Source organism: Niabella ginsenosidivorans (assembly GCF_001654455.1).
Lineage (GTDB): Bacteria > Bacteroidota > Bacteroidia > Chitinophagales > Chitinophagaceae > Niabella > Niabella ginsenosidivorans.
Map to the genome: position 1 here is coordinate 3,777,979 of NZ_CP015772.1, position 22,096 is coordinate 3,800,074.

Annotated in this window: 20 protein-coding genes; 7 read left to right on the top strand and 13 right to left on the bottom strand. The window is 44.9% G+C overall.

The window, feature by feature from the left end; translation table 11 throughout:
• Nucleotides 1-74: 74 nt before the first annotated feature.
• The 6 genes from A8C56_RS15810 to A8C56_RS15840 form a co-directional block, all read right to left on the bottom strand.
• Nucleotides 75-941, bottom strand: a complete 867-nt coding sequence (locus A8C56_RS15810) for an AraC family transcriptional regulator (protein ID WP_067758042.1) — start codon at nucleotides 939-941, stop codon at nucleotides 75-77.
• 318 nt (nucleotides 942-1,259) lie between these two features.
• Nucleotides 1,260-3,986, bottom strand: coding sequence for a M14 family metallopeptidase (locus tag A8C56_RS15820; RefSeq protein ID WP_245645529.1), 2,727 nt, complete (start codon nucleotides 3,984-3,986; stop codon nucleotides 1,260-1,262).
• 30 nt (nucleotides 3,987-4,016) lie between these two features.
• A complete protein-coding gene (locus A8C56_RS15825) occupies nucleotides 4,017-5,498 on the bottom strand; it encodes a RagB/SusD family nutrient uptake outer membrane protein (protein ID WP_067758051.1) in 1,482 nt (493 codons plus the stop codon).
• Nucleotides 5,499-5,517: 19 nt separating this feature from the next.
• Entirely contained in the window at nucleotides 5,518-8,880 is a 3,363-nt protein-coding gene (locus A8C56_RS15830) for a TonB-dependent receptor (RefSeq protein WP_169818790.1), read from the bottom strand.
• Nucleotides 8,881-9,262: 382 nt separating this feature from the next.
• Nucleotides 9,263-10,465, bottom strand: coding sequence for a FecR family protein (locus A8C56_RS15835; RefSeq protein WP_067758054.1), 1,203 nt, complete (start codon nucleotides 10,463-10,465; stop codon nucleotides 9,263-9,265).
• A 57-nt stretch (nucleotides 10,466-10,522) separates the two neighbouring features.
• On the bottom strand, nucleotides 10,523-11,113 hold the full coding sequence (locus A8C56_RS15840; RefSeq protein ID WP_067758057.1) for an RNA polymerase sigma-70 factor: 591 nt from the start codon (nucleotides 11,111-11,113) through the stop codon (nucleotides 10,523-10,525).
• Between the two features lie 325 nt (nucleotides 11,114-11,438).
• Here A8C56_RS15840 and dnaX point away from each other — a divergent pair, with 325 nt between their 5' ends.
• The 3 genes from dnaX (at nucleotide 11,439) to A8C56_RS15855 (ending at nucleotide 14,011) form a co-directional block, all read left to right on the top strand.
• On the top strand, nucleotides 11,439-12,578 hold the full coding sequence (gene dnaX / locus A8C56_RS25100) for a DNA polymerase III subunit gamma/tau (RefSeq protein ID WP_067758059.1): 1,140 nt from the start codon (nucleotides 11,439-11,441) through the stop codon (nucleotides 12,576-12,578).
• An 86-nt stretch (nucleotides 12,579-12,664) separates the two neighbouring features.
• The gene (locus A8C56_RS25105; RefSeq protein WP_245645531.1) at nucleotides 12,665-13,213 is read left to right on the top strand and encodes a hypothetical protein; all 549 of its coding nucleotides are present in this window, start codon (nucleotides 12,665-12,667) and stop codon (nucleotides 13,211-13,213) included.
• Between the two features lie 75 nt (nucleotides 13,214-13,288).
• Entirely contained in the window at nucleotides 13,289-14,011 is a 723-nt protein-coding gene (locus A8C56_RS15855; RefSeq protein ID WP_084490244.1) for a DsbA family oxidoreductase, read from the top strand.
• 93 nt (nucleotides 14,012-14,104) lie between these two features.
• Here the strand turns inward: A8C56_RS15855 and A8C56_RS15860 are convergent, their stop codons facing one another.
• Nucleotides 14,105-14,326, bottom strand: coding sequence for a DUF2795 domain-containing protein (locus A8C56_RS15860; protein ID WP_008585537.1), 222 nt, complete (start codon nucleotides 14,324-14,326; stop codon nucleotides 14,105-14,107).
• 202 nt (nucleotides 14,327-14,528) lie between these two features.
• Between A8C56_RS15860 and A8C56_RS15865 the strand changes: the two genes are divergently transcribed.
• Complete coding sequence (locus A8C56_RS15865; RefSeq protein WP_067758065.1) at nucleotides 14,529-15,179, top strand: ABC transporter ATP-binding protein; 651 nt, start codon at nucleotides 14,529-14,531, stop codon at nucleotides 15,177-15,179.
• 52 nt (nucleotides 15,180-15,231) lie between these two features.
• Here the strand turns inward: A8C56_RS15865 and A8C56_RS15870 are convergent, their stop codons facing one another.
• From A8C56_RS15870 to A8C56_RS15890, 5 genes are all read right to left on the bottom strand, one after another.
• Complete coding sequence (locus A8C56_RS15870; protein ID WP_157098008.1) at nucleotides 15,232-15,642, bottom strand: hypothetical protein; 411 nt, start codon at nucleotides 15,640-15,642, stop codon at nucleotides 15,232-15,234.
• 136 nt (nucleotides 15,643-15,778) lie between these two features.
• Nucleotides 15,779-16,336 carry a cob(I)yrinic acid a,c-diamide adenosyltransferase gene (locus A8C56_RS15875; RefSeq protein ID WP_067758070.1) on the bottom strand — a complete coding sequence of 186 codons (558 nt, stop codon included), beginning with the start codon at nucleotides 16,334-16,336 and terminating at the stop codon, nucleotides 15,779-15,781.
• Between the two features lie 56 nt (nucleotides 16,337-16,392).
• A complete protein-coding gene (locus A8C56_RS15880) occupies nucleotides 16,393-17,100 on the bottom strand; it encodes an ABC transporter ATP-binding protein (RefSeq protein WP_317041075.1) in 708 nt (235 codons plus the stop codon).
• Entirely contained in the window at nucleotides 17,101-17,391 is a 291-nt protein-coding gene (gatC, locus tag A8C56_RS15885) for an Asp-tRNA(Asn)/Glu-tRNA(Gln) amidotransferase subunit GatC (RefSeq protein ID WP_067758073.1), read from the bottom strand. It lies immediately after the preceding gene.
• Between the two features lie 92 nt (nucleotides 17,392-17,483).
• Nucleotides 17,484-18,566, bottom strand: coding sequence for an anhydro-N-acetylmuramic acid kinase (locus A8C56_RS15890; protein ID WP_067758075.1), 1,083 nt, complete (start codon nucleotides 18,564-18,566; stop codon nucleotides 17,484-17,486).
• Between the two features lie 181 nt (nucleotides 18,567-18,747).
• On the opposite strand from A8C56_RS15890, the gene upp reads away from it, so the two are divergent.
• The 3 genes from upp (at nucleotide 18,748) to A8C56_RS15905 (ending at nucleotide 21,645) form a co-directional block, all read left to right on the top strand.
• Nucleotides 18,748-19,398 carry a uracil phosphoribosyltransferase gene (gene upp, locus A8C56_RS15895; RefSeq protein WP_067758077.1) on the top strand — a complete coding sequence of 217 codons (651 nt, stop codon included), beginning with the start codon at nucleotides 18,748-18,750 and terminating at the stop codon, nucleotides 19,396-19,398.
• 100 nt (nucleotides 19,399-19,498) lie between these two features.
• Nucleotides 19,499-20,839: an NADP-specific glutamate dehydrogenase gene (gdhA, locus tag A8C56_RS15900; protein WP_067758081.1), complete on the top strand. Its 1,341-nt coding sequence runs from the start codon at nucleotides 19,499-19,501 to the stop codon at nucleotides 20,837-20,839.
• 107 nt (nucleotides 20,840-20,946) lie between these two features.
• On the top strand, nucleotides 20,947-21,645 hold the full coding sequence (locus tag A8C56_RS15905) for an SAM-dependent methyltransferase (RefSeq protein WP_067758084.1): 699 nt from the start codon (nucleotides 20,947-20,949) through the stop codon (nucleotides 21,643-21,645).
• On the opposite strand, the gene A8C56_RS15910 is transcribed toward A8C56_RS15905, so the two are convergent.
• Complete coding sequence (locus tag A8C56_RS15910; protein WP_179946945.1) at nucleotides 21,634-22,071, bottom strand: hypothetical protein; 438 nt, start codon at nucleotides 22,069-22,071, stop codon at nucleotides 21,634-21,636. The genes A8C56_RS15905 and A8C56_RS15910 overlap by 12 nt on opposite strands.
• Nucleotides 22,072-22,096 lie beyond the last annotated feature (25 nt).

Here is a 22,096-nt window from a genome sequence, read left to right on the forward strand (position 1 = left end):
TCAGCCTTTATTTTATAATACAATCAGGAACGATTGGCGGCCTGGTAAAACAGTGATGAAAGCACTTTTGAAACTCAGGTCAGAAACGCCCGTTTATAAGCCTGCGGGCTGCGGCCGGTAATACCTTTAAAATATTTATGGAAGCTGGTGAAGTTATTAAACCCGCTTTCAAAGCACAATCGTTTAAGACAGGTATTGGTTTCTATCAGTAATTTGCAGGCATGCCCTACTCTTAATTCAGTAAGAAATTGTGAGTAGGTCTTATTGGTTCTTGACTTAAAATACCGACAAAAGGAATTGGGGCTGATGTTGGCAACTTCTGCGATTTCCTCCAGCGTTATCTTACGTTTAAAATGTTTTACAGAATAGTCAAAAATGGTCTGGATCCGTTCGTTTTCATCAGAATAAACATCCGGTTTAAAGCCTACAGACGACAGTTGCCTGCAGCATTTTTCTTCAGCAATGATTGTCAGCGCCTCAAACATCAGCAAAATGCGCAGGCTGCCTTCTGCCTCAGAAAGCCGCTCTAATATTGCTCCTACCTTTGCACGCGCTCCTCCTTCTATTTGTAATCCGCGCTTTGCACGTTCCAGTGTATCTTTTATACCCAGGTTTTCCGGCAGATCCAAAAAACCGGCTCCCAGAAAATTCTCCGGAAAATGCGCAACCCGTACATCAGTAATGCTGTCCGTATTTTCTTCAAAAAAAGGATCTGCAAACTTCCAGTAATGAGGAAGATTCGAGCCTACAAGCACCACATCTCCGGCCTGGAATTTTGAAATACTGTCGCCAATAAACTGGGTTCCCTCTCCGCTCCTGAAATAAATCAGTTCCAGTTCTGCATGAAAATGCCAATGATTATTAATATACGGTTCGGAGTCCTTTCTCATGCTAAAAGACCTTTGAGGACCAGGAGCAACTTTAAGTAACTGCGGTTTCATATGACATTATTTTTTCAAACAAACGCTATTTAACAGGCAATAACGTAAAATTATTGTGAACCTTTTTCCCCGAAAAATAAATCTACGCAAACGTTTTCATAATTTTTTAAAAGCGGCTGTTTTCTTACCCCCTGCCCCCGATGTTTTTTCTTTGATTACATACTGGCTGACAGCAGCAGGTTATAAATCCGTCAATTTAAAATCAGGGTATTCTTCATTGGCTGCCGGGCTTTATTAAAAAGAGCCTGCTAAAGCTGGCAGGCTCCCGTTGTCATTGTATTTGTTGAGGAAGATAATCAGATCAGCGCGCTGTTCTTGTTATTGATACAGCTCGTTAAATAACATTTTGAAAGTGCCGTGCGCCTGTCCCCGAAAAGTAATTTCAGGACCAAAAGCATAAAATACACCTTTATTCACTGTTGCTTTAAACGCAGCAATGCCTCCTTTTAAATAAGACTGCCCCCAGGCCCAGCCGCTTCTCAGCGCATCCTTTGCAGCATCAAACGATGCTATTACCTCAATATCATCTGCAGGCGCCCCTAATTTAAAAACAGGACTGTTGTTAAATACAATATCTGTTGTGGACGGCAACCCGTAATTTGCCGGGGATCCTGTATTGATATTGACTTCCAGTATACTGGTAGGAATATAATATTCATCCCCTTTTAAGGAAACGGTTTTTCCTCCTTTATTGGTTTTTACCAGTGCATTGGTTACGGGAAGTTTTAAATGATAGGCAAGCGCTGTATTATTACCGGTTGTAATGATCTTGCCCCCTTTTTCTAAAAAGGCCTTTACCTGCGGAAGCGATTTCTCCAGCGTAAAACTACCCAGCATTTTCTGGTATTCCTGCGGCACCCGATCCGGCTTTGGGCCCGTTCTGCGCCGGGTTGCAGCCGTTGTATCCGCAGCAGGCAGCCCGTCATTCATAAAGAGTATGACATCGTATTTGTCTTTCAGGTTTCCTGCATCAATATCCTGCGGGTAGATCACCGTAAAGGAATAGTGAAATTGCTCCAGCAGCCAGCGCGTCCAGCCAGAAGGTATAGAGCCGCCATAATAATCAAATAAGGCTATACGGGCTTTGTTTATTTTTTCCTTATTGCCGGGAACAGCGGAAGCTGCCATTATGGGAACACCTAAAGCAGTATTACCGGTCTTCAATACAGCAAACCCTTTCGCCGGAATATAAAAGGACCCGGCGGGTAATCCCTGTATGGCATCTTTTACACGAAATACATCAACTCCTGCTTTTAAAAGATCATTGACCAGGATGAACGAATTATTTACAGCTGCGCTCAGCAGGAAGCCGTCTCCGGAAGCAGGTATCACTGATGCCGGAGGTGTTTGTAGGTTGCCATAAGGTACCTGTTCAAACGGCCCTGAAAAATCTTCCATAATACGGTCAAACTGTATGCCCATTTGAAAAGCCAACGTCCACCCCGTTACATCATAAGGCCGGATGGGAGGACCGCCGGGGTATTGAAAATCATTGGGGTAATTCTGCGGCTCAAACATGTCCAGCACATGCGGCCGGAATGCCTGGTTCGTTTTAACAATATAAGATCCTTCAGGGTAGGATTTTCCTGCTACGCTGAATGCACCGGTTGAGCGAAATACCTTAAGCCCTGATTGCAACAAGGCATTTATGAACCGGACGGCTGTAGGAAAATCTGGCTGGTCTGCAGGAATAATATACCCCCGCGGGTCTCTCAATTCCTTTGCTTTTATATACTGATCAAAGTAGCTGACCGGCAAACTCCGCTCACCCCAGCCCGATACATTGTCTTTAGCTCTTCCTGATTTCCTATCCCGTTCATAGGCTGCCAGCAACGTATCAATTTTATACGACTGTACCGTCCAGGTATCTTCAGATCCTTTTTTTATGGAGTTCCGGCCCATCTGGTAAATGTTATACAGCAGTTTATCCTTCATCCGCGCGGCATAATCCAATACCCCGTAATTTAACGACATGGAATAATCAATCGACTTTTGAAAGGTCCAGGCCTGGGGCATTACAGGAAAGGGAGTAGCATTGTCCGGCAAAAGGCGTTTCGGCACCAGGGGAATAGCAGAAGGCGTAGGATTACCAATAATTTCAGTTAACAGGCCGATCATGTTATGGTAATAAGGCGCAGTGCGCAAACCTCCATCCCACCATCCGTTGAATGAAGAGCCTTCCAGCCGGGTATACCCGGGTTTGTTTTCCACGTTTAACCGGTTGATCATTGAGGCCGCCACCCCGTCTATCTGGGTCATCAGCAACGGGTCATAATCATAATTGAACGGCGCACGATACGGCGGGCCTGCAATCACAGATCCTGCAGGACCGGATTGATGATGGTTATAAATGATCTGCGGCATCCATTCCAGGTAATGCTGACGTGTAATATTTTGCGTTTCCTTCATGTTCATCATATAGAAATCGCGGTTATTATCATGACCAATGTATTTATTATACACCCGCGGAATCAGCATATTTCTTTTGGAGGAATCCTTTTCCTGCATATACCAGTTGGCTACCAGCTCCTGCCCGTCGGGGTTTACCTCCGACAAAAGGATGATCACATGATCCAGAATATGCTTCATCTCCGCGTCATTGCGCGTCAGCAGCTCATAATACAGCTGGATCAATTGCTGCGAACCCACTGTTTCCGTAGCATGCAGCCCGCCATCTATCCACACTACCGCCTTCCCCTTTTGCGCCAGCGCTGCCGCTTCCGAAGCACTTATCTCTGCCCTTGCCAGCTTTTGTGAAATCTGCCGGTATGCTTCCAGATGTTTCAAATTCTCCGGTGAAGAAACAATCATCATATATTGCGTTCTCCCCTCTTCTGTTTTACCAATCTCTGTAATCAACGCCCTCTCTGACTGTTTGGTAACCAGCTGAAAGTATTTTTCCGTTTGGCTATAATTAGCCAAACGGTAATTATCCCCTATATTAAAACCAAAAAACTCTTTGGGTGACGTGATCTTTTGCGCAACGGTATTCAGCACAAAAACAGTCAGCAAAAGAAAAGATAATAAAGTCTTCTTTGTCATCATAATTGATTTAATAATTTTAAAAGTAAAATTTTAAAGACCCCTGTTGTAAAGAGCTTCACTGTTGGGGATCGGCCATATATAATTGCTGGTGCCCGGAGCTACTGCGGCCACCGGTGACCCACCACTGGGTGTTTTTGCCGGAACAGGCTTCTGAAGCCGCATCAGATCTGCATTACGGATCCCCTCGCCAAAAAATTCAATATGCCTTTCGGTAATAATTTTATCGATCAGCTCCTGTTTATTACCGGCAGTAATAGTGGTGGCATTGTCTGATCTGTTGCGCACTGCGTTCAGCAATGCCAGCGCTTTATTATCCACGCCGTTGAGGTTGGCCAGGGCTTCTGCTAAATTGAGCAATACCTCGGCGTACCTGATCACCGGAATAAAATCAATATAAGGGGAGCTCAGCCGGTATTTTACACACCACAGCCGCCCGGTGTTAGGCCCGGAGGGCGTTCTGAATACAAAGGACCGCCTTTTGTCATCCGCGCTCCAGGAAGGTTCATTTACTACCCCGTTCTCAAACAAATAAAAGTCGCCGGTACCGGAAGTGCCCAGACCGGTGGCATTTGTTCCATCCGGCAGATAGGCATTGCCCAGGGATGTTCCCGGAACATCAGTGGCACTGAAAGGCATTGAAAATACTGATTCGGCAGAAGTGTACGGCGCTTTAAAAACAGCAGTTATGTCTGCCGCCAATGCATTTGCCACGCCTGAAGGTGCTGCAAACGGTGCACTGGCAGAAACAATTTTATTGGCCTCATACACCACGCTGTCGTATTTTCCCATGCTTAAATATACATTGGTTTTTGCTGCAATTGCTGTGTTCTTATGGGCACGCGTTGTATTGAGCAGTGCGGTGCTGTATTGATCCGGGAGGTTTTGCTCAGCGAAATTCAGATCGCTGATCACCTGATTATATACCTGCGCTACTGAGCTCCTTGCAAGGTTATAATCAGCCAGTCCCCTGTTGGCCGTAAGCCGGAGCGGCAAGGCAGGGCTTGCTCCCGCGTTTTTCGTATAAGGGTCTGCATACAACTGCAGGAGATAATAATAAGCCAGCGCCCGTAAAAATCTTGCTTCTGCAACATAATTTTTACCCGTTTCATCACCCACTACAGCATTGCCCTGCTTTTCCATGCCCTCAATAAAAACATTACATCCGTTAATGACCTGATACCCCTGTTCCCATACATTGGCCACATCTGCCGTGGCAGGATCTACGATCATCTGATAAGAGAGCGCCCCACGGGTAGGATTCAGATTGGTTGCAATAAAATCGCCGGCCCTTGCTTCACTATAATACAGATACCCGCTCCCCCAGAAGCCCCCCTGCTTATAGGTGGCATACAATCCATTTACCTGATTGGAAATCCGGTCCGGGGTTTCAAATGCCGACAGATCGGAGATCAGGGTGGTGGGTAAAGGGTTCAGTTTTTCGTTTTTATTACAAGCGGCTGCTGACACAATGAGTGCTACAACCAGGAATATATTGATCTGTTTCTTTTTCATACAATTCTTTATTAACGGTTTAGAAACCTACCTGTACGCCAACAGCATAGGTGCGCGCATTAGGTGTCATATTTTTATCAAACCCCTGGGTGGCTGTAGCATTACCGGAACTGGTAACCTCCGGATCAGCCCCGGGATAGGGCGTAACAATAGCTAAATTCTGCCCGCTTACATAAAGCCGGATGCTTGAGAATTTAATCGGGTCTAACCATTTGCGCGGAAGATTGTAGCCGATGGAAAGGTTTTTTAAGCGGGCATAGTCACTCTTGTAAACATTACAGGTTAAGGGCGTTGAATATCCCCAGGAAGTTATATCACCATCTACTACTTTCGGAACATCTGTAATGTCGCCGGGCTTTTGCCACCTGTTCAGCACTTTAACCGAGTTGTTCTGAAACCGCATATCCATCAGAGACGCCTGGGTGGCATAATACATATAACCACCCAACTGGTAAGTAATTAAAAAATCAATATCAAAATTTTTAAACCGGAAGGTGTTGGAAAATCCACCAAAAAATTTTGGATTTGTATTTTTGTAAACCACGCCATCCTGTGTTGTAGATACCGGCGGTGCCTCTGATCCGTCTTCATATTCCCATTGGTAACCACCTGAAGCAGGTACCACCTGCTGGTAAAAAACCTTTTTGCCACTGCCATCTAAAAAGATCCTTCTTCCGGTTGCCGGATCCACACCAGCAGTACGGATAGCATAGATCATCCCTACCGGATAACCGGGCAAAGACGCTGAAATGACCCCGGCCCCCGCATCAATAAGCAAACTGGGCACGCCGGGCGCCAGCGCGGTTACTTCGTTTTTATTATAGGAAATATTAAGATTACTGTTCCAGGTCAGGTTTTCTGACTGTATCAGTTTTCCGTTAAGCGAAAGCTCCAGCCCCTGGTTATACATAGATCCAATATTGGATAGCACAGCATTGATCTGGTCGCCCGGAAGCCCTGCAGACGACGGAACCGGAACACTGAAGATCAACCCGTCTATATTATTCTTGTAATAAGACAGGTCTATCATAAACCGGTTATCCAGCAATCCTATATTAAGCCCTATATCCAGCTTCTTACTGGTTTCCCATTTAAGATCCTGATTGCCGGCAGAAGCATAATACAGACCGGGTGCCGTTCCATATAAAATGGCATTATAGGTAGCCAGTGAGGCAAAATCGCCGATCCCGGCAATATTTCCTACTTTACCATAGCTGGCATTCAGTTTTAAATTGCTGATCACCTTTGAAATTCCGGTATTTTCCCAAAACTGCTCCCGGTCAATCTGCCAGGCGCCGGAAAATCCCCAAAAATTGCCATCCTTATTATTAGCTCCTAATACCGAGGTTTCATCTCTCCTGAAATTTGCCGATAAATAATATTTTTTCCCGTAATTGTATTGCAACCTGGAAAACATAGATATCAGGTAATTATAAAAAACACGGTCTGTAGTATTGGAAATAGCTACATTACTAAAACCACCCTGCAGGTTGGAATAGAACGGGTCAGACTGGTTGCTTCTTGTTAACCCAAAACCATCTCCTTTAAAGGTTTGCTCCTCCTCTCCCAGTAACAGGTCAAAATTATGTTCATTAAAATCACGGTTCAGGTTTAAGGTGTTCGTCCATATAGTAGTTTCTCTTTTGGCCGATACGCCTGTAGCACTGCCTTTTGCACTTTGCCCCTCATTGGTACGCGGATCAAAATAGCGTTCTGTGCGGCTGTACATATTATTGATACCATATAAGGATTTAAAGGTTATCCATGAAACCGGCCTGATCTCTACATAGTTGCTGGATTGAATAAAGATATTGGAAGTATTGTCATCATTATAACTGAGGGTTACAACCGGGTTGGTATATCCAAGCCGGGCTGTAGCTGTAAGGTGGCCCTGGTTGTCCATTATACCAATATTCGGTCCCACCACATTAAAGGAACCATCACGGTTATAGGGCCCTACAATAGGAGCCGAAATAAAGCCGAGGCGGTACGCAATAGAATTAGCCGAAGTAGAACTTACACCTTGCCCTGTTGATAATATGGCTGAAGTATAGTTAGACCCGAAGTTGGTTTTGGAACCCAGCTTTAACCAGTTATTTACCTTATGCTCTATATTGTAGTCCAGCGATTTCCTGTTAAAATCATTGCCCCGGACAATCCCGTCACGGTCATTATAACCCGCCGAGAAATAATAGGTGGTCTTATCATTTGCTCCCGAAATGCTGACACTGTGGTTCTGAAACCTGCCGGTGCGGAAAATATAATCGTACCAGCGGGTGTCTACTACCTTTCCGTCAGGCCCTATGGATGTTCCGTAATAATTTTTATCAGGATCATACGTACCGGCATTTTTCAGTCCTTCGTTTTTAATTTCCAGGTATTGTTCTGCATTGAGCACTTCTGCCAGACGGGCCGCTTTATTGATGCCAAAAGAAGCATTATAAAATACTTTCGCCCTGCCGCGCTTTCCTGATTTTGTAGTTACAAATACCACCCCGTTTGCCGCACGGCTGCCGTAGATGCTTGTTGCAGCAGCATCTTTTGCAATATCAATGCTTTCAATATCATCCGGTGAAATGGAAGACAACGGGTTATTGGTGGCGTTTCCCCCCACATTGATATCATCTGTATACATCGGTACTCCATCTACTACGATCAGCGGATAAGAGCTCAGCGACAGGGAATTAACTCCCCTGATCCTGAATACAGGCGCTGCATTGGCTACCCCCTCACTTGACGTCATGCTTACCCCGGTGGCACGTCCGTTTAATGCAGCATCAAAGCTCAGTACCGGTTTGTCTGCCACTTCATCACCTTTCACATTAGCTATACTACCCGTAACTTCTGACCTGCGCATCGTACCATAACCAATGACTACGACCTGATCCATTTCTCCGGCCTTTGCTCTTAAAACAACGTGGAGCCGCCGTTGACCGTTTACATTCACCTCTCTTTCTTCATAACCCACAGAGCTGAAGATCAACGTTGCATTTTCAGGAGCATTAATACTGAATGCTCCTGCAGCATTGGTATTGGTTCCCTGCCGGGTTCCCTTTACCACTACTGATACATTGGCAATGGGCGCTCCTGCTGAATCAGTAACCGTTCCCGAAACAGGAATAGCATTGTTGGCTACCCGGGGTTTAACAGGCGCAGGAGCCGGAATAACAGCCGGTGACTTTATCCGTTTTTCTTTAAGCACTATGGTATTATTGACCAGGGTAAACTCCAGCGGCTGATCGGAGAACACGTTCTCCAGCACCTGCTCTAATGTTGCATTCTTAAGGTCGGCGGTTACCTTATTGCTCTTTTGCAGCATCCCTTTTGTGTAAAATACTGGTATGCCGGTCTGCCGGCTTATTTTATCCAGAACTGTTTGCAAAGAAGCATTTTTTACCAAAAGCGTAATCTTTTGTGCATCGGTTTTTGCACAAACATGCATACAGGTAAAGAAAAGCAAAATGATAGTCAGTCTCATGGTTTTCTGAAAAGTCCTGTCGGGAAATGATTGTAACCGGGCTCCAGGCAGTAATAATTCCTTACTTTCAAATAACCGGAATTTGTTAAAATAAAAACCGTATTGAAGCTTTAGCATAACTTTGCTATGTCCCTATACCCGGGACGAGGTTTGAGAGTTGGCGAATCAATGAATGTCCTATTTAAAATTTGTCAGATCTTACCTCCATCGCTTCAGCTGGCACTGAAGCGATTTTTTTTGAGGATCTTTACCCGGAATCAATTTTCATAATCTGCGTTTTAAGTTTTTAAAGTTTATGAACAATTATCTTACGCCCTTCTATATGAAAGGCTACCTTACCCGTTGCTTCTAAAATCTTCAATATCCGGGACACATCTTCCTGCCTGGATATTTTACCAATAAATTCATCAGAAGGCATTTCGCCCTGGTATACAACATCCATATCATACCAGCGTCCGATCTGCCGCATAACAGACTGGATAGAGGACCCGGTAAATTCAAAATCACCGTTCTTCCAGGCCATGACCGCATTTAAATCAGGTGCATTATTTACCATGAGCTGGTCGTTGACCAAAAGCGCCTGCTGTCCCGGTTTTATTTGCAGCGCATTTACGGTCTTTCCGCCCCGCTTTGCGGCAACGCTTACTTTTCCCTGCAATAACGTAATACTTGGAACAGGATCATCTGCATAAGCAGTTATATTAAAATGGGTGCCTAATACTTTTATTTCCAATCCGTCTTTTTCTACGTAAAACGGCCTGGAAGGATCATGCGCCACTTCAAAATAAGCTTCACCAGACATTTTCACCTTTCTTTCTTTTCCTGAAAAGATCACCGGGTAGCTGATAGAGGAGGCTGCATTCAGCCATACATGGGTTCCGTCCGATAAGACCATATCCACTACCCGGCCACCCCTGGGATTATTAAGCGTATTGCTTTGTTCCTTAACAGCAGCGGTATTGTTCAATTGCTCATAAACAATCCTGCCGTCTGCCAGCTTTAATAATCCGCCATTACCCTGCATAACCAACTGCCTGTTTGTAACGCTGTCCAGCAATACGGTACGCCCATCTGCCAGCGTAATACTGGCGCCATTTCCGGGTGAAATCCTGCCGGCTGTAGCAGTAGTTGGCGCACCGGAGCTTTCTGGTGTTGATGAACGATGCTGCATTTTCAGAAAAAAGAGCCCCGCTCCGGCTAATGCAATGAGCATGGCCGCCACCCGGAGCATCCATCGTTTTCGGGCATTTGCGTTATCAGCTTTCAAAGCCGCTTCTTCCGGATGCAGTATCCTACCGATCTTTCCTGCCCAATAATTTTCATCAAAAGAAGGCTCCTCTTTTCCGGAAGCAAAATAATTTTCCAGCCATGCAATATGATGCGGGTCAGCATCAGGATCCCGCAAATACTCAAACAGCTTCTCTAATTCCCCTTCAGAGGCAGTTCTTTTGACATACTTATCCCATAATTGATCTGGTTCTTCCTGCATAAACGGCCTCTTAAATGACTATTTATATTAAAAAGACGACCAGAACACAATTATGTACTAAGGCACATTTAAAAAAAAGGAAGAAATTAAAATAAAGGTTACTCCCTGCTGTACCATCCATTTCCGTACCATCTGGAGCGATTCAGATAAATGATTACGAACGGTATTTTTTGACAGCTGAAGGTTAGAGGCGATTTCATCATAGTGCAGCCCCAGTTCGTGCCGCATAATAAAGATTTTCTTACGCTGGGGGCTTAGCCGCGTAATGGCCTGTGAAAAAAGCAGTTCCAGCTGCTTTACATCAAATTCCTGCTCCGGGTTTCTTTTATTGATCGCTTTAACAAGCTGTTTTACCTTGTATTGCGATTTTATCTCTACTGATTTATGCTTCAGGTAATCCAGTGTGCGGTTGGCTGCCATGCGGTATAAATAAGCAGCGGGATTATCAATTGCAGCCAGCATAGCCCGGTTTTGCCACAGCTGTGTAAAAACATCCTGAATGATCTCTTCAGCCCATACATAATCGCTCAGTAACTTGCATACATGCGGATAGAGCTTTGCCGTATAACGTAAATATATTATTTTAAATGCTGACTCATCACCCTCAGCTATTTTCTTAAACAGCTCTTTTTCCTGCAACCAACTCAAATTATAATAATTTGTTAATACCCTAAAAATAATGAATGAGCAGAACAATTAAAAATTAAACGAATACTTTTTTCTGAGCCCTCAGCGATTAAAACAATCGCTCATTACATTTTGCAGAAAAATTCTACCGGATAACTTATTTGTCCAAAATTTACTGCCCGTATAGAATTATTGTTTTCTTCCAGACAAAGAATCATTTATCAGGTAACCGGATAGTCCTTACAGTGTACCGCCGGTTAAGTTCCCTTTTTTCCACATCCCTGCCCCCGCCAACAAAATCTACTTCATTTATGTTACATTTGTTGCATAATAGCAGGAGATCTTAATGGATAAATTTATTGTTTCAGCAAGGAAATACAGGCCACAAACCTTTGACACGGTTGTGGGCCAGCAGCATATTACCACAACGCTTAAAAACGCGATCAGACAGAACCAGTTAGCGCACGCCTTCCTGTTTTGCGGACCAAGAGGCGTAGGTAAAACCACCTGTGCCCGCATCCTGGCAAAAACGATCAACTGCGAGCATCCCACCCCAGAAGGTGAAGCCTGTAATGAATGCAATTCCTGCATTTCATTTAACCAGGGCACTTCACTCAATATCCATGAGCTGGATGCGGCCAGCAACAACTCTGTCGACGATATCCGTACCCTGGTAGACCAGGTACGTTTTGCTCCCCAGGCCGGCAGATACAAAGTGTACATCATAGATGAGGTGCATATGCTAAGCTCCTCCGCTTTCAATGCGTTTTTAAAAACACTGGAAGAGCCTCCCCCCTATGCTATTTTTATTTTAGCAACCACTGAAAAGCACAAGATCCTGCCTACGATCCTGAGCCGTTGCCAGATCTTTGATTTTAAAAGGATTACTACCAATGACACGGTAACGCACCTGGAAGCTATTTGCGAAAAAGAAGGCGTAACTGCTGATAAGGCAGCTTTACAAACCATTGCCCAGAAAAGCGAGGGCTGTATGCGCGATGCATTAAGCATTATGGATAAGATCGTAAGCTTTACGAACGGAGAGCTGACGTATTCCAATACGCTGGAACACCTGAATATACTGGATGAAGATTATTATTTCAGGTTGCTGGAAGATATGCTTCAACAGGAGCTGGCCGGCGCTATGCTGCTGTATGATGATATTAACCGCAAAGGCTTTGAAGGAGATCTTGTATTAAACGGGTTTGCAGCATTCATCAGGAACCTGCTGGTAAGCAGCGACGAAAAAGTGGTAGCGCTGCTGGACACCGTTGAAAGCTTCAGGCAGCGATATATGGACATGGCGCGCAGGGTACCGGCACCTTTCCTGATAAGCGCATTAAATATTTTAAACGAGGCAGAGATCAATTATCGCGCTGCGCGCAATAAACGCCTGCATGTTGAACTGACGCTGATAAAACTCTGCTACCTGCAACAGGCCCTGGAAGTAACTTCGGGAGACGGGGAATTACATAAAAAAAAATAGTTGAAAAAGCTGCAGCCCTTCCGTTCAGGAACATTCAGCCGGTGCTGGCCAGAACAAAAACCGCTAAAAAAGCAACGGACACTGCAGTGAAACCGGCAGCCGGGCCGGGCGCCTCCAAACTGATCATTGAAGAACCGGAACCCAGGCCTGTTACAGTGCCTCAATCACCAGTTGCTCCGGCTCCGGCCAAAAAGATCAGCAGTCTTGAAAAATTAAGGAAACAGTTTAAGGAAACACATGTAGAGCAGGTAGATCATCCGCTTACCCGGGAGGCCCTGACAGCTGCCTGGGAGGAATTTATTGTGCACCTGAAACAAAATAAAAACTCTGCGGCACAAAGCTTTAGCCTGGCGCAATTAAAAGTGCTGGATGACAACTCTTTTTATGTTTACACAGCCAATGCTATTGAATACCGTTTTGTGGAAAGCTGCAAAACGGAAGCCTCGGAATTTTTGCAGAAAAAGCTTTCCAACAGCCAGCTGCAATTCTACATTATAAAAAGGGAAAACAAAGAGGCTGCTGAAACTGATGAACCAAAGCCTTTAACTGCGGTTCAGCAATACCAGAAGATGATTGAGAAATATCCCCTGGTAAAAGAGCTGAAAGAAAAACTGAAGATGGAGCTGGACCGGTAAACGGGCTTCCGGCAGAACAAACCGGCTTTTCCGTCTGTTATACATTTTACCGGTAATAAATAAAAATGATCTTATATGAGTCATTCCAAAATGCAGGTGGAAATATGGAGCGATGTTATGTGCCCGTTCTGTTATATTGGTAAAAGGAACTTTGAAGCCGCCTTTGAAAAATTTACAAACGCAAAAAATATAGAGGTCAGCTGGAAAAGCTTTCAGTTAGATCCCACACTTCCTGAAAAAGAAGAGCTGGATCATGAACAGTACCTTATTGAAAGAAAAGGCTTTTCAAAAGAACAGGTAAAAGGAATGCTGAACCACGTAGCGCAAACTGCAAAGAACGCAGGATTGAATTATCATTTTGACAAAGTAATAACCGTTAATTCTTTTAATGCGCACCGTCTGATACAGATGGCAAAAACAAAGGGGCTGGATGATGCAGCCGAAGAACAGCTCTTTAAGGCCTATTTTACAGACGGGAAAGATATTGCCGACAAGGCAACACTGACGGAGCTGGGCAAGGCAATAGGACTTATTGAACAGGAAGTAAATGAAGCTTTGACAAATGAGATATATGCAGCTAAAGTAAACCGTGATATAGACGAGGCACAGCAGATAGGTGTAAGAGGTGTTCCCTTCTTTGTATTTGACCGCAGGTATGCCGTTTCCGGTGCCCAGCCTCCTGAAGCATTTACTCAAACCCTTGAAAAGGCATTTTCAGAATGGCGTGAAAAAAATCCTGAACCGCCTTTTGAGCTTACCGAAGGCCCTTCCTGCACTCCGGATGGGCACTGCGGATAACTCTTTTTAAAGCCTTTTACTTCCTGTTAGCAGGTCATCAATAAAATAAAAAAGCTACCGGCTGGTAGCTTTTAACTTTTTGCTGATTTTTTCTTAATACTCGTCTTCGTTAAAAAGAAAATCTTCCTGGGTTGGGTAGTCAGGCCAGATGTCTTCAATCGTTTCATATACATCTCCTTCATCTTCCAGTTCCTGTAAATTTTCTACCACTTCAATTGGAGCTCCGCTTCTGATTGCATAATCAATCAGTTCATCTTTGGTAGCTGGCCACGGGGCATCTTCTAAATAGGAGGCTAACTCAAGTGTCCAAAACATATTACATTCGGTTTTTTATATTAAACAGAGTTCCTGAAGCAAGGTTCAGGTGGATTCAAAATTTTTGCAAAAGTAACTGTATTCAGTTATTTCTCAAACAGGATTTTTTTTAATGGTGGTACTATTTAGCAATACCCAATATTGTATTTTGCTGTTGAATGCTATTTGCGGATATTTGACAAATCATAAAGTATGATTCTGAATGATTTCCGGCAGGCAAATATATAAGGCATACGGCACCGTACAGGTGCTGAAGGGCGTTAATATTGACATTAACAAGGGAGAAGTCGTGTCTATTGTAGGGCCTTCCGGAAGCGGGAAAAGCACTTTATTGCATATTTTAGGCACGCTGGACAAACCGGATGCAGGCAGCGTTACCATGAACAACATTGCCATCAGTTCCCTGACCGGGAAACAACTGGCAGCGTTCCGCAACAGGAATATTGGTTTTGTATTTCAGTTTCATCACCTCCTTCCTGAATTTTCTGCACTGGAAAATGTTTGTATACCCGCATGGCTGGCCGGGCGCAGGAAAAAAGAAGTTACGGAAAGAGCCAGGGAACTGTTAGCCGTGCTTGGCGTGGATCACCGCCTGGATAACAAACCCAATGAGCTGAGTGGCGGAGAACAGCAGCGGGTGGCGGTGGCAAGGGCATTGATCAACCAGCCCCAGATCGTATTTGCAGACGAGCCTACCGGCAATTTAGACACTGCCAATGCCCGGGAGTTGCATGACCTGTTTTTCAGCCTGCGGGAGCGTTTTCTGCAGACCTTTTTAATTGTGACCCATAACGAAGAACTGGCCGCCATCAGCGACCGTACCCTTCATATGAAGGATGGGCTGATTGTATAAAAAAATCCCGGCAGATCAGCCGGGATACTTTCTATTTTTTATTGTCAAAAATTTAACGGGAGAATGCCTGGGTGGTTGTTATGCCTCCACTCTCATTTTCCAGGGTCAGTGTTTTAAAGCTGCCGGCAAAATTTTCTTTGATCTTATAGGTAACCCCGTCAAAGATCATGGTTTTTGTATCAGAAAAGGAAAAAGTATGCTGGGACCCAGGTACCTGGCTGCCGTCTTTGTTGTATACATAGGCCGTTCCGTTCGACTTGCCAAACTCTACATACTGATCTGCTGCCAGGTTATTGGTAGAGGTTCCGGGGGTAAGCGTTGTGGTCCAGCCATACCACCGGCCGGAAGAAATGGCATTGTACATCGCATCCAGCCCAACCCCGTCTCTTGTACGCTCACAGGACATCAGGCTTAAGGAACTGATAAAGGCAACAGCCAGAAATAATTTTGTTATTGTTTTCATATTTACGATTTTAATTTTACAGGAACTGCTTGTATTTAACCAATATTTATGCCAAGCCATGCAATAAATATTTTACAGGACGCGAATAGCTTTCAAAATCAGACTATTTCAGATTCCAGCCTTCTTTAAAATTTTGTTAAATACGTGGTTTCCAGGGAATATCTGTGATTCCGGACTGCCACGCGGTATAACGGGCTAATACAAATAAATAATCACTGAGGCGGTTTAAATAGCTGAGCACGATCGCTTCAACGGGCGATTCCTCTGCCAGGCGAACCACGGAGCGTTCTGTTCTTCTGCAAACACAACGCGCTATATGTAACTGTGCCACAGGTATACTCCCTCCCGGCAGGATAAACGATTGCATGGCCGGCAGTTTTTCGGTCATGGCATCGATCTCCTTTTCCAGCAATTGAATATCTTCTTTATGCAGATCCGGCAACGCCATTTTTGTTTTTTTACCGGGGTCCTGTGCTAATACAGACCCGATGGTAAACAGGCGATCCTGTACTTCCCGTAAAATTTCTTTTGTATGGATGTCCGGTAAAAGATCTCTACACAGACCGATATAAGCGTTCAGTTCATCGGCATTACCATAGCTTTCAATACGCAGGTGCGCCTTGGAAACCTTGGTGCCGCCTATTAAAACAGTTGTGCCCTTATCTCCTGTTTTTGTATAAATACGAAATGACATGAGGTTAAGAATTGAGAATCGGGATTTGAGATAACAATATAATGATGGACTATCGACTATGAACCATGAACCACCTTTTGCACGGCAAGATCACTTTCAATAACCCCATCGCGCAGGCGCACAATGCGGTTGGCACAGTTGGCAATATCTTCTTCGTGGGTGACCAGTACCACTGTATTACCGGCACTGTGAATACGGTCAAATATATCCATGATCTCGTAAGAGGTCTTTGTATCCAGGTTACCGGTAGGTTCATCTGCCAGCACCAGGGAAGGATCATTGACCAGTGCACGGGCAATAGCCACGCGCTGGCACTGACCACCGCTTAATTCATTGGGCTTGTGATGCGACCGGTCTGTAAGGTTCACCAGTTCCAGCATGCGCAGGGCTTTTTCATTCCGTTCGCTTTTTTTTACACCAGCATAAATTAAAGGCAGCGCTACATTTTCCAGCGCCGTTAACCGGGGCAATAAATTAAACTGCTGGAATACAAATCCAATTTCCCTGTTGCGCACTTCTGCCAGCGAATTGTCTTCCATCTTGCTCACATCCTTACCATTAAGCACATAAGTACCGGATGTAGGCGTGTCCAGGCAACCCAAAATATTCATTAGGGTGCTTTTACCACTGCCCGATGGCCCCATCAGCGCGACGTATTCATTTTTATTGATGTTGAGCGCTACACCTTTCAGCACCTGCAGTTCCTGCTGGCCCATAAAATAGCTTTTGCGCAGATCGCTGATATGAATAATGGATACAGCCACTTATTTCCTGATCACTTTCGGTACTTTAAAAAATACGCCGTCTGTAGCGGGAGCATTCAGCAATGCTTCATCCCGGGATATAGATCCTTGAACGATATCTTTACGCAGTACATTTATTTCATTGCTCATATGCATCAGCGGTTCCACATCGTTCAGATCAAGTTCGTTCAGTTTTTCCACGAAACCGATCATCTTTTCCAGGTCGCCCATAAACTCCTGTTTTTCCTCGCTGGAAAAGGTAAGTTTTGACAAATGTGCCAGTTTATCAATTAAAGCCTCGTTTACTTCCATGGCTCAAAGGTAAAGTATGTTGGTAATATCTGAAATGATATTACTGATTACAATTCAAGTGAAAAGTTCCTGTAGTTGCCAACAGCGGTACATCAGGCAGTTGTGCCCAGCCATAAGGCGCCACCCGCACTGTCCCTGCCGGCTCCCGTTACAGAACTGTATACGTTTGTTTCCTCCCTCCAGCGCAGCACGGCAATCAGCGCCATGATCATGGCCTCCTTATATTGTATAAGATTTATATCCGGCACGGTTACATTTACATGCAGCACAGCGCTCATACGTTCCATTAAAAAAGTATTCAGCGCGCCGCCGCCGGTTACCAGCATCGAATGCGCTTCCCTGTGGTAAGCCGGATCCGTATCCAGCGCTTTACTCACCTGCTGAACGATATGTTCCACATAAGTCCTTAACTGGTCTTCAATGCTACCGCCCTGTCTTTTTATAATGGGAAAGACCGTATCCGTTCCAAAATCATTTGCCAGGGACTTGGGAGCAGGCAACGTATAATATTCCAGCCCGTTCAATTCTCTTAACAGGGCCTCGTTTACCGTACCGCTTTGTGCCAGTGCGCCATCAGCATCAAATTCCTTCCCCACCTCCGCCGCCAGCATATTCAGTACCCGGTTTGCCGCGCAAACATCAAAAGCGGTATACACATTCCCGTTTATAGAAAGATTGGCAATGCCACCAATATTCAGAAAATAACGATGCCGGTTCAGCAATAATTTTTCGCCAACAGGTACAATAGGTGCGCCCTGTCCGCCCAAAGCCACATCCATCCCCCGCAGATCTGATACAACCGGCAAACCGGTTTCCGCGGCAATGGCAGCGCCATCTCCTACCTGTGCGGTCATCTTTTTTTCCGGCATATGAAACGTGGTATGCCCGTGTGAGCCGATTACGGCTACTTTATAATGCAACTGGTACCTGTCTATAAACGCATTGATCTGCTGCCCTATATAATGCCCGTAATCCGCGTGCAGCAGCTGATACTCCAGGCCACTCAGCAGCACCGCCTTCTCCAGTCGTGCCCTCCACTCAGCAGTATAGGGCACGCATTCTGTATGCTGAATTTCAAACTCCCATTTGCCCCCGTTTTCATGGAACTCCACAAACGCAATATCCAGCCCGTCCAGCGAGCTTCCGCTCATGATTCCAATAGCCCTGTAGATCATTCATGCAACATTTAGTGATGTCAAAAATAGAAGATTCAGGGAAATTAGCGGACAGTTAGCAGCAGACAGCATTACGATTGACTGAAAACTGAATACTAATAACTGAAAACTCAATTCTCAAATCCGTATATTATCTTATTTTTATTCTTTCAACGCAACAACTATAAACAACGGAGCAATCATGATCATCAATTTAAGCGAAAAACATAGCCTGATTACTAATTGGGTAAGCGAATTGCGCAATGTGGACGTTCAGAATGACCGGATGCGCTTCCGGAGAAACCTGGAACGGATCGGCGAAGTGATCGCTTATGAAATCAGCAAGGAAATGGCCTGGGAAACCACAGATATAGAAACACCACTGGGCATTGCCCCTTCCCGGGTATTAAAAGAACAACCGGTGCTGGCTACTATCCTTAGAGCCGGGCTGCCTATGCACCAGGGACTGCTGAATTATTTTGATAAGGCAGACAATGCTTTTGTTTCCGCTTACCGTAAGCACCATAAAGACGGCAGCTTTACCATTAATGTGGAATATTTAAGCAGCCCGCCGCTGGATGGCCGTTTCCTGATCATTTCAGACCCTATGCTGGCCACAGGAGCTTCCCTGGTAAAGACCATCCAGTATTTAAAGGATGTAGGTAAGCCAAGGGTCATTCATGTTGCTGCAGCTATTGCCTGCTCAGAAGGCATTGAATATGTAACCCGGGAGCACCCGGATCTGAAGATCTGGTGTGCTGATATTGATGAAGAGATCACCGCCAAAGGCTATATCGTTCCCGGCCTGGGAGATGCCGGCGACCTGGCATACGGAGGGAAGGCACAGTATTGATTTTCGTTGCTTGTAATTCCTCAAAACTAATAACCGTTAAACCGATAATTACGTATTTTCCACGCCTGAATTCTTTCAGTCTCATAGTTAAATCCAAAATATGAACGAAACGATCAGGCATTTTATACAAAAAGCAGGTGTAAGAAATGCCGGGGAGCCGGAGTTTTTACAGGCAGTTACTGAAGTGGCGGAATCCATCATCCCGTATATAGAATCGCAACCCCAATACAAGAAAAGCAAGATTTTAGAACGGATCGTAGAACCGGAACGTGTGATCATTTTTCGCGTACCCTGGCTGGATGATAAGGGAGAAGTGCAGGTAAACCGGGGGTTCCGTGTTCAGATGAACAGTTCCATAGGGCCGTTTAAAGGAGGACTCCGGTTTCACCCGTCAGTAAACCTCAGCGTTTTAAAATTTTTGGCTTTTGAGCAGATATTTAAAAACAGCCTCACCGGTCTGCCCATGGGGGCCGGCAAAGGCGGTGCAGACTTTGACCCCAAGGGCAAATCCGAGAACGAGATAATGAAGTTTTGCCAGAGCTTTATGACCGAGCTTTACCGGCATGTAGGGGATGACATCGATATTCCGGCAGGAGACATTGGTGTGGGCAAAAGGGAAATCGGCTACCTCTTTGGGCAATACAAAAGAATTACCGGTACATTCAACGGCGTATTAACCGGCAAAGGCTATGAGTGGGGCGGCAGCCTGATCCGCCCGGAAGCTACCGGTTATGGCCTGGTTTATTTTGTTGAAGAAATTCTGAAAACCAACAACGATACACTGCTGGGCAAAAAAGTGGTTATTTCCGGCTCCGGTAATGTAGCCCAGTTTGCTGCTGAAAAATGTATCGAAAAAGGGGCTAAAGTATTAACCATGTCCGACTCTGAGGGGTATATTTATGACCCCACAGGCATTGACCAGGAAAAGCTGGAGTATATAAAACACCTGAAAGATAATCTGCGTGGCCGCATCAAAAAATATGCAACCAAATATAAATGCAACTACTTCCCGGGAGAGCGGCCCTGGAAGGTAAAATGCGATATTGCCTTACCCAATGCCACTCAAAATGAGCTGGATATAAATGATGCCAAAGCGCTTATTAAGAACGGATGTTTCTGTGTTGCAGAAGGCGCTAATATGCCCTGTACACCCGAAGCTATTGCAGTTTTTAACAGGGCCCACATATTTTATGCTCCCGGAAAGGCCGCCAATGCAGGTGGTGTGGCCGTTTCGGGGCTGGAAATGTCTCAGAATTCCCAGCGTTACTCCTGGTCCAGGGAAGAGGTGGACCATAAATTAAGAAACATCATGCAGGACATTCATCATTTGTGCCTCAAATTTGGCAAAGAGACCAATGGGCATATTAATTACGAGAAGGGAGCCAATATTGGCGGTTTCGTTAAAATAGCCGACTCCATGCTGGCACAGGGGGTTGTATAAGCACCTGCCGGCAAAGTATATCCTGCGGAGCTCCCGGCTTCGCAGCCTTATTATATACTTTTGCGGTTTCAAATCAGTCACGAACAATTTTATCGTAACATTGCTCTATGACAGCAACGGTTTATTTAATTCCAACCTATTTACATGAAAGCAACCTGGAGGTATTGCCCGCATATATCCTGGAAGCCATTGAAAAATGCTCAGTACTTTTTGTAGAGAATGAGCGCACTGCCCGCCGTTATCTGAAACAGTTGAAAAGGGAGATTATTATCGACAATTTTGAATGGGTAGGGATTCAAAAGGCAGAAGAAGAGGTATTGCAGCAATTCCGTCAGAAATTAAAAGCAGCACAAACCATCGGCATTATCAGTGAAGCAGGAGTGCCCGGAGTGGCAGATCCTGGTCAGTTACTGGTAGCAGCCGCACAGGAAGTCAATGCAACAGTAATACCTTTGGTAGGGCCCAGCTCTGTTTTACTGGCATTGATGGCCAGCGGGCTGAACGGACAGCAATTCAGTTTTGTAGGGTACCTCCCGATAGACAACCAGCAACGTATTAAAGCCATCAAAGAGCTGGAAAATGAATCACAAAAGAAAAACAGCACCCAGATATTTATTGAAACACCTTACAGGAATAACCAGTTGCTCCAAACATTGTTAAAGCATTGTCATCCCCGTACAAAGCTTTGTATTGCAGTAAACATTACGGCGCCGGATGCATCTATTAAAACCAAAACGGTCCGGCAATGGCAGCAGGAAAAAACAGATCTGCACAAAAAACCGGCCATCTTTTTATTAGTACACTGAAACACCCGAATCTGTCATAGAAAGAATACTGTCCACAATATAAACCGTATTGCCTCTCCAGGGCAATACACCCCGGTATTCATTATAATGCAGATCAAAGCGCTTGCCGCTGTGCAGCGCAAGGGTATCATAAATGCGCTTGTTTTCAATAGAAAAAACAAAATTGTTCGACTGTGCGCCCCCACCCACAGCGCCTTTAATGCCCGCCTGTATCAGCTCTCCTTCATATGTTTTAAAGATCTGCCCTTTCCGTACCACATTTTTCAGAATACCGGACTTTACCCCTTCCCCAAAAACATTATAATAATGCCAGTAAATATAAAAGCCTCCTATAAGGGTAACGGCCAGCAACGCCAGCAGCACATACCTGCCGCAGCCCGAACGTCTGTTCGCTTTCTTTTGGTTCTCAACTGGTAATGTTTCCATAAAAAACGGTTTATTATAAAATTTT

What these genes read in the sequence shown, in the direction of transcription:
- A8C56_RS15810 (WP_067758042.1), bottom strand. Translation starts at nt 941, where the DNA reads ATGAAACCGCAGTTACTTAAAGTTGCTCCTGGTCCTCAAAGGTCTTTT.
- A8C56_RS15820 (WP_245645529.1), bottom strand. Translation starts at nt 3,986, where the DNA reads ATGATGACAAAGAAGACTTTATTATCTTTTCTTTTGCTGACTGTTTTT.
- A8C56_RS15825 (WP_067758051.1), bottom strand. Translation starts at nt 5,498, where the DNA reads ATGAAAAAGAAACAGATCAATATATTCCTGGTTGTAGCACTCATTGTG.
- A8C56_RS15835 (WP_067758054.1), bottom strand. Translation starts at nt 10,465, where the DNA reads ATGCAGGAAGAACCAGATCAATTATGGGATAAGTATGTCAAAAGAACT.
- dnaX (WP_067758059.1), top strand. Translation starts at nt 11,439, where the DNA reads ATGGATAAATTTATTGTTTCAGCAAGGAAATACAGGCCACAAACCTTT.
- A8C56_RS15855 (WP_084490244.1), top strand. Translation starts at nt 13,289, where the DNA reads ATGAGTCATTCCAAAATGCAGGTGGAAATATGGAGCGATGTTATGTGC.
- A8C56_RS15860 (WP_008585537.1), bottom strand. Translation starts at nt 14,326, where the DNA reads ATGTTTTGGACACTTGAGTTAGCCTCCTATTTAGAAGATGCCCCGTGG.
- A8C56_RS15865 (WP_067758065.1), top strand. Translation starts at nt 14,529, where the DNA reads ATGATTTCCGGCAGGCAAATATATAAGGCATACGGCACCGTACAGGTG.
- A8C56_RS15870 (WP_157098008.1), bottom strand. Translation starts at nt 15,642, where the DNA reads ATGAAAACAATAACAAAATTATTTCTGGCTGTTGCCTTTATCAGTTCC.
- A8C56_RS15875 (WP_067758070.1), bottom strand. Translation starts at nt 16,336, where the DNA reads ATGTCATTTCGTATTTATACAAAAACAGGAGATAAGGGCACAACTGTT.
- gatC (WP_067758073.1), bottom strand. Translation starts at nt 17,391, where the DNA reads ATGGAAGTAAACGAGGCTTTAATTGATAAACTGGCACATTTGTCAAAA.
- A8C56_RS15890 (WP_067758075.1), bottom strand. Translation starts at nt 18,566, where the DNA reads ATGATCTACAGGGCTATTGGAATCATGAGCGGAAGCTCGCTGGACGGG.
- upp (WP_067758077.1), top strand. Translation starts at nt 18,748, where the DNA reads ATGATCATCAATTTAAGCGAAAAACATAGCCTGATTACTAATTGGGTA.
- gdhA (WP_067758081.1), top strand. Translation starts at nt 19,499, where the DNA reads ATGAACGAAACGATCAGGCATTTTATACAAAAAGCAGGTGTAAGAAAT.
- A8C56_RS15905 (WP_067758084.1), top strand. Translation starts at nt 20,947, where the DNA reads ATGACAGCAACGGTTTATTTAATTCCAACCTATTTACATGAAAGCAAC.
- A8C56_RS15910 (WP_179946945.1), bottom strand. Translation starts at nt 22,071, where the DNA reads ATGGAAACATTACCAGTTGAGAACCAAAAGAAAGCGAACAGACGTTCG.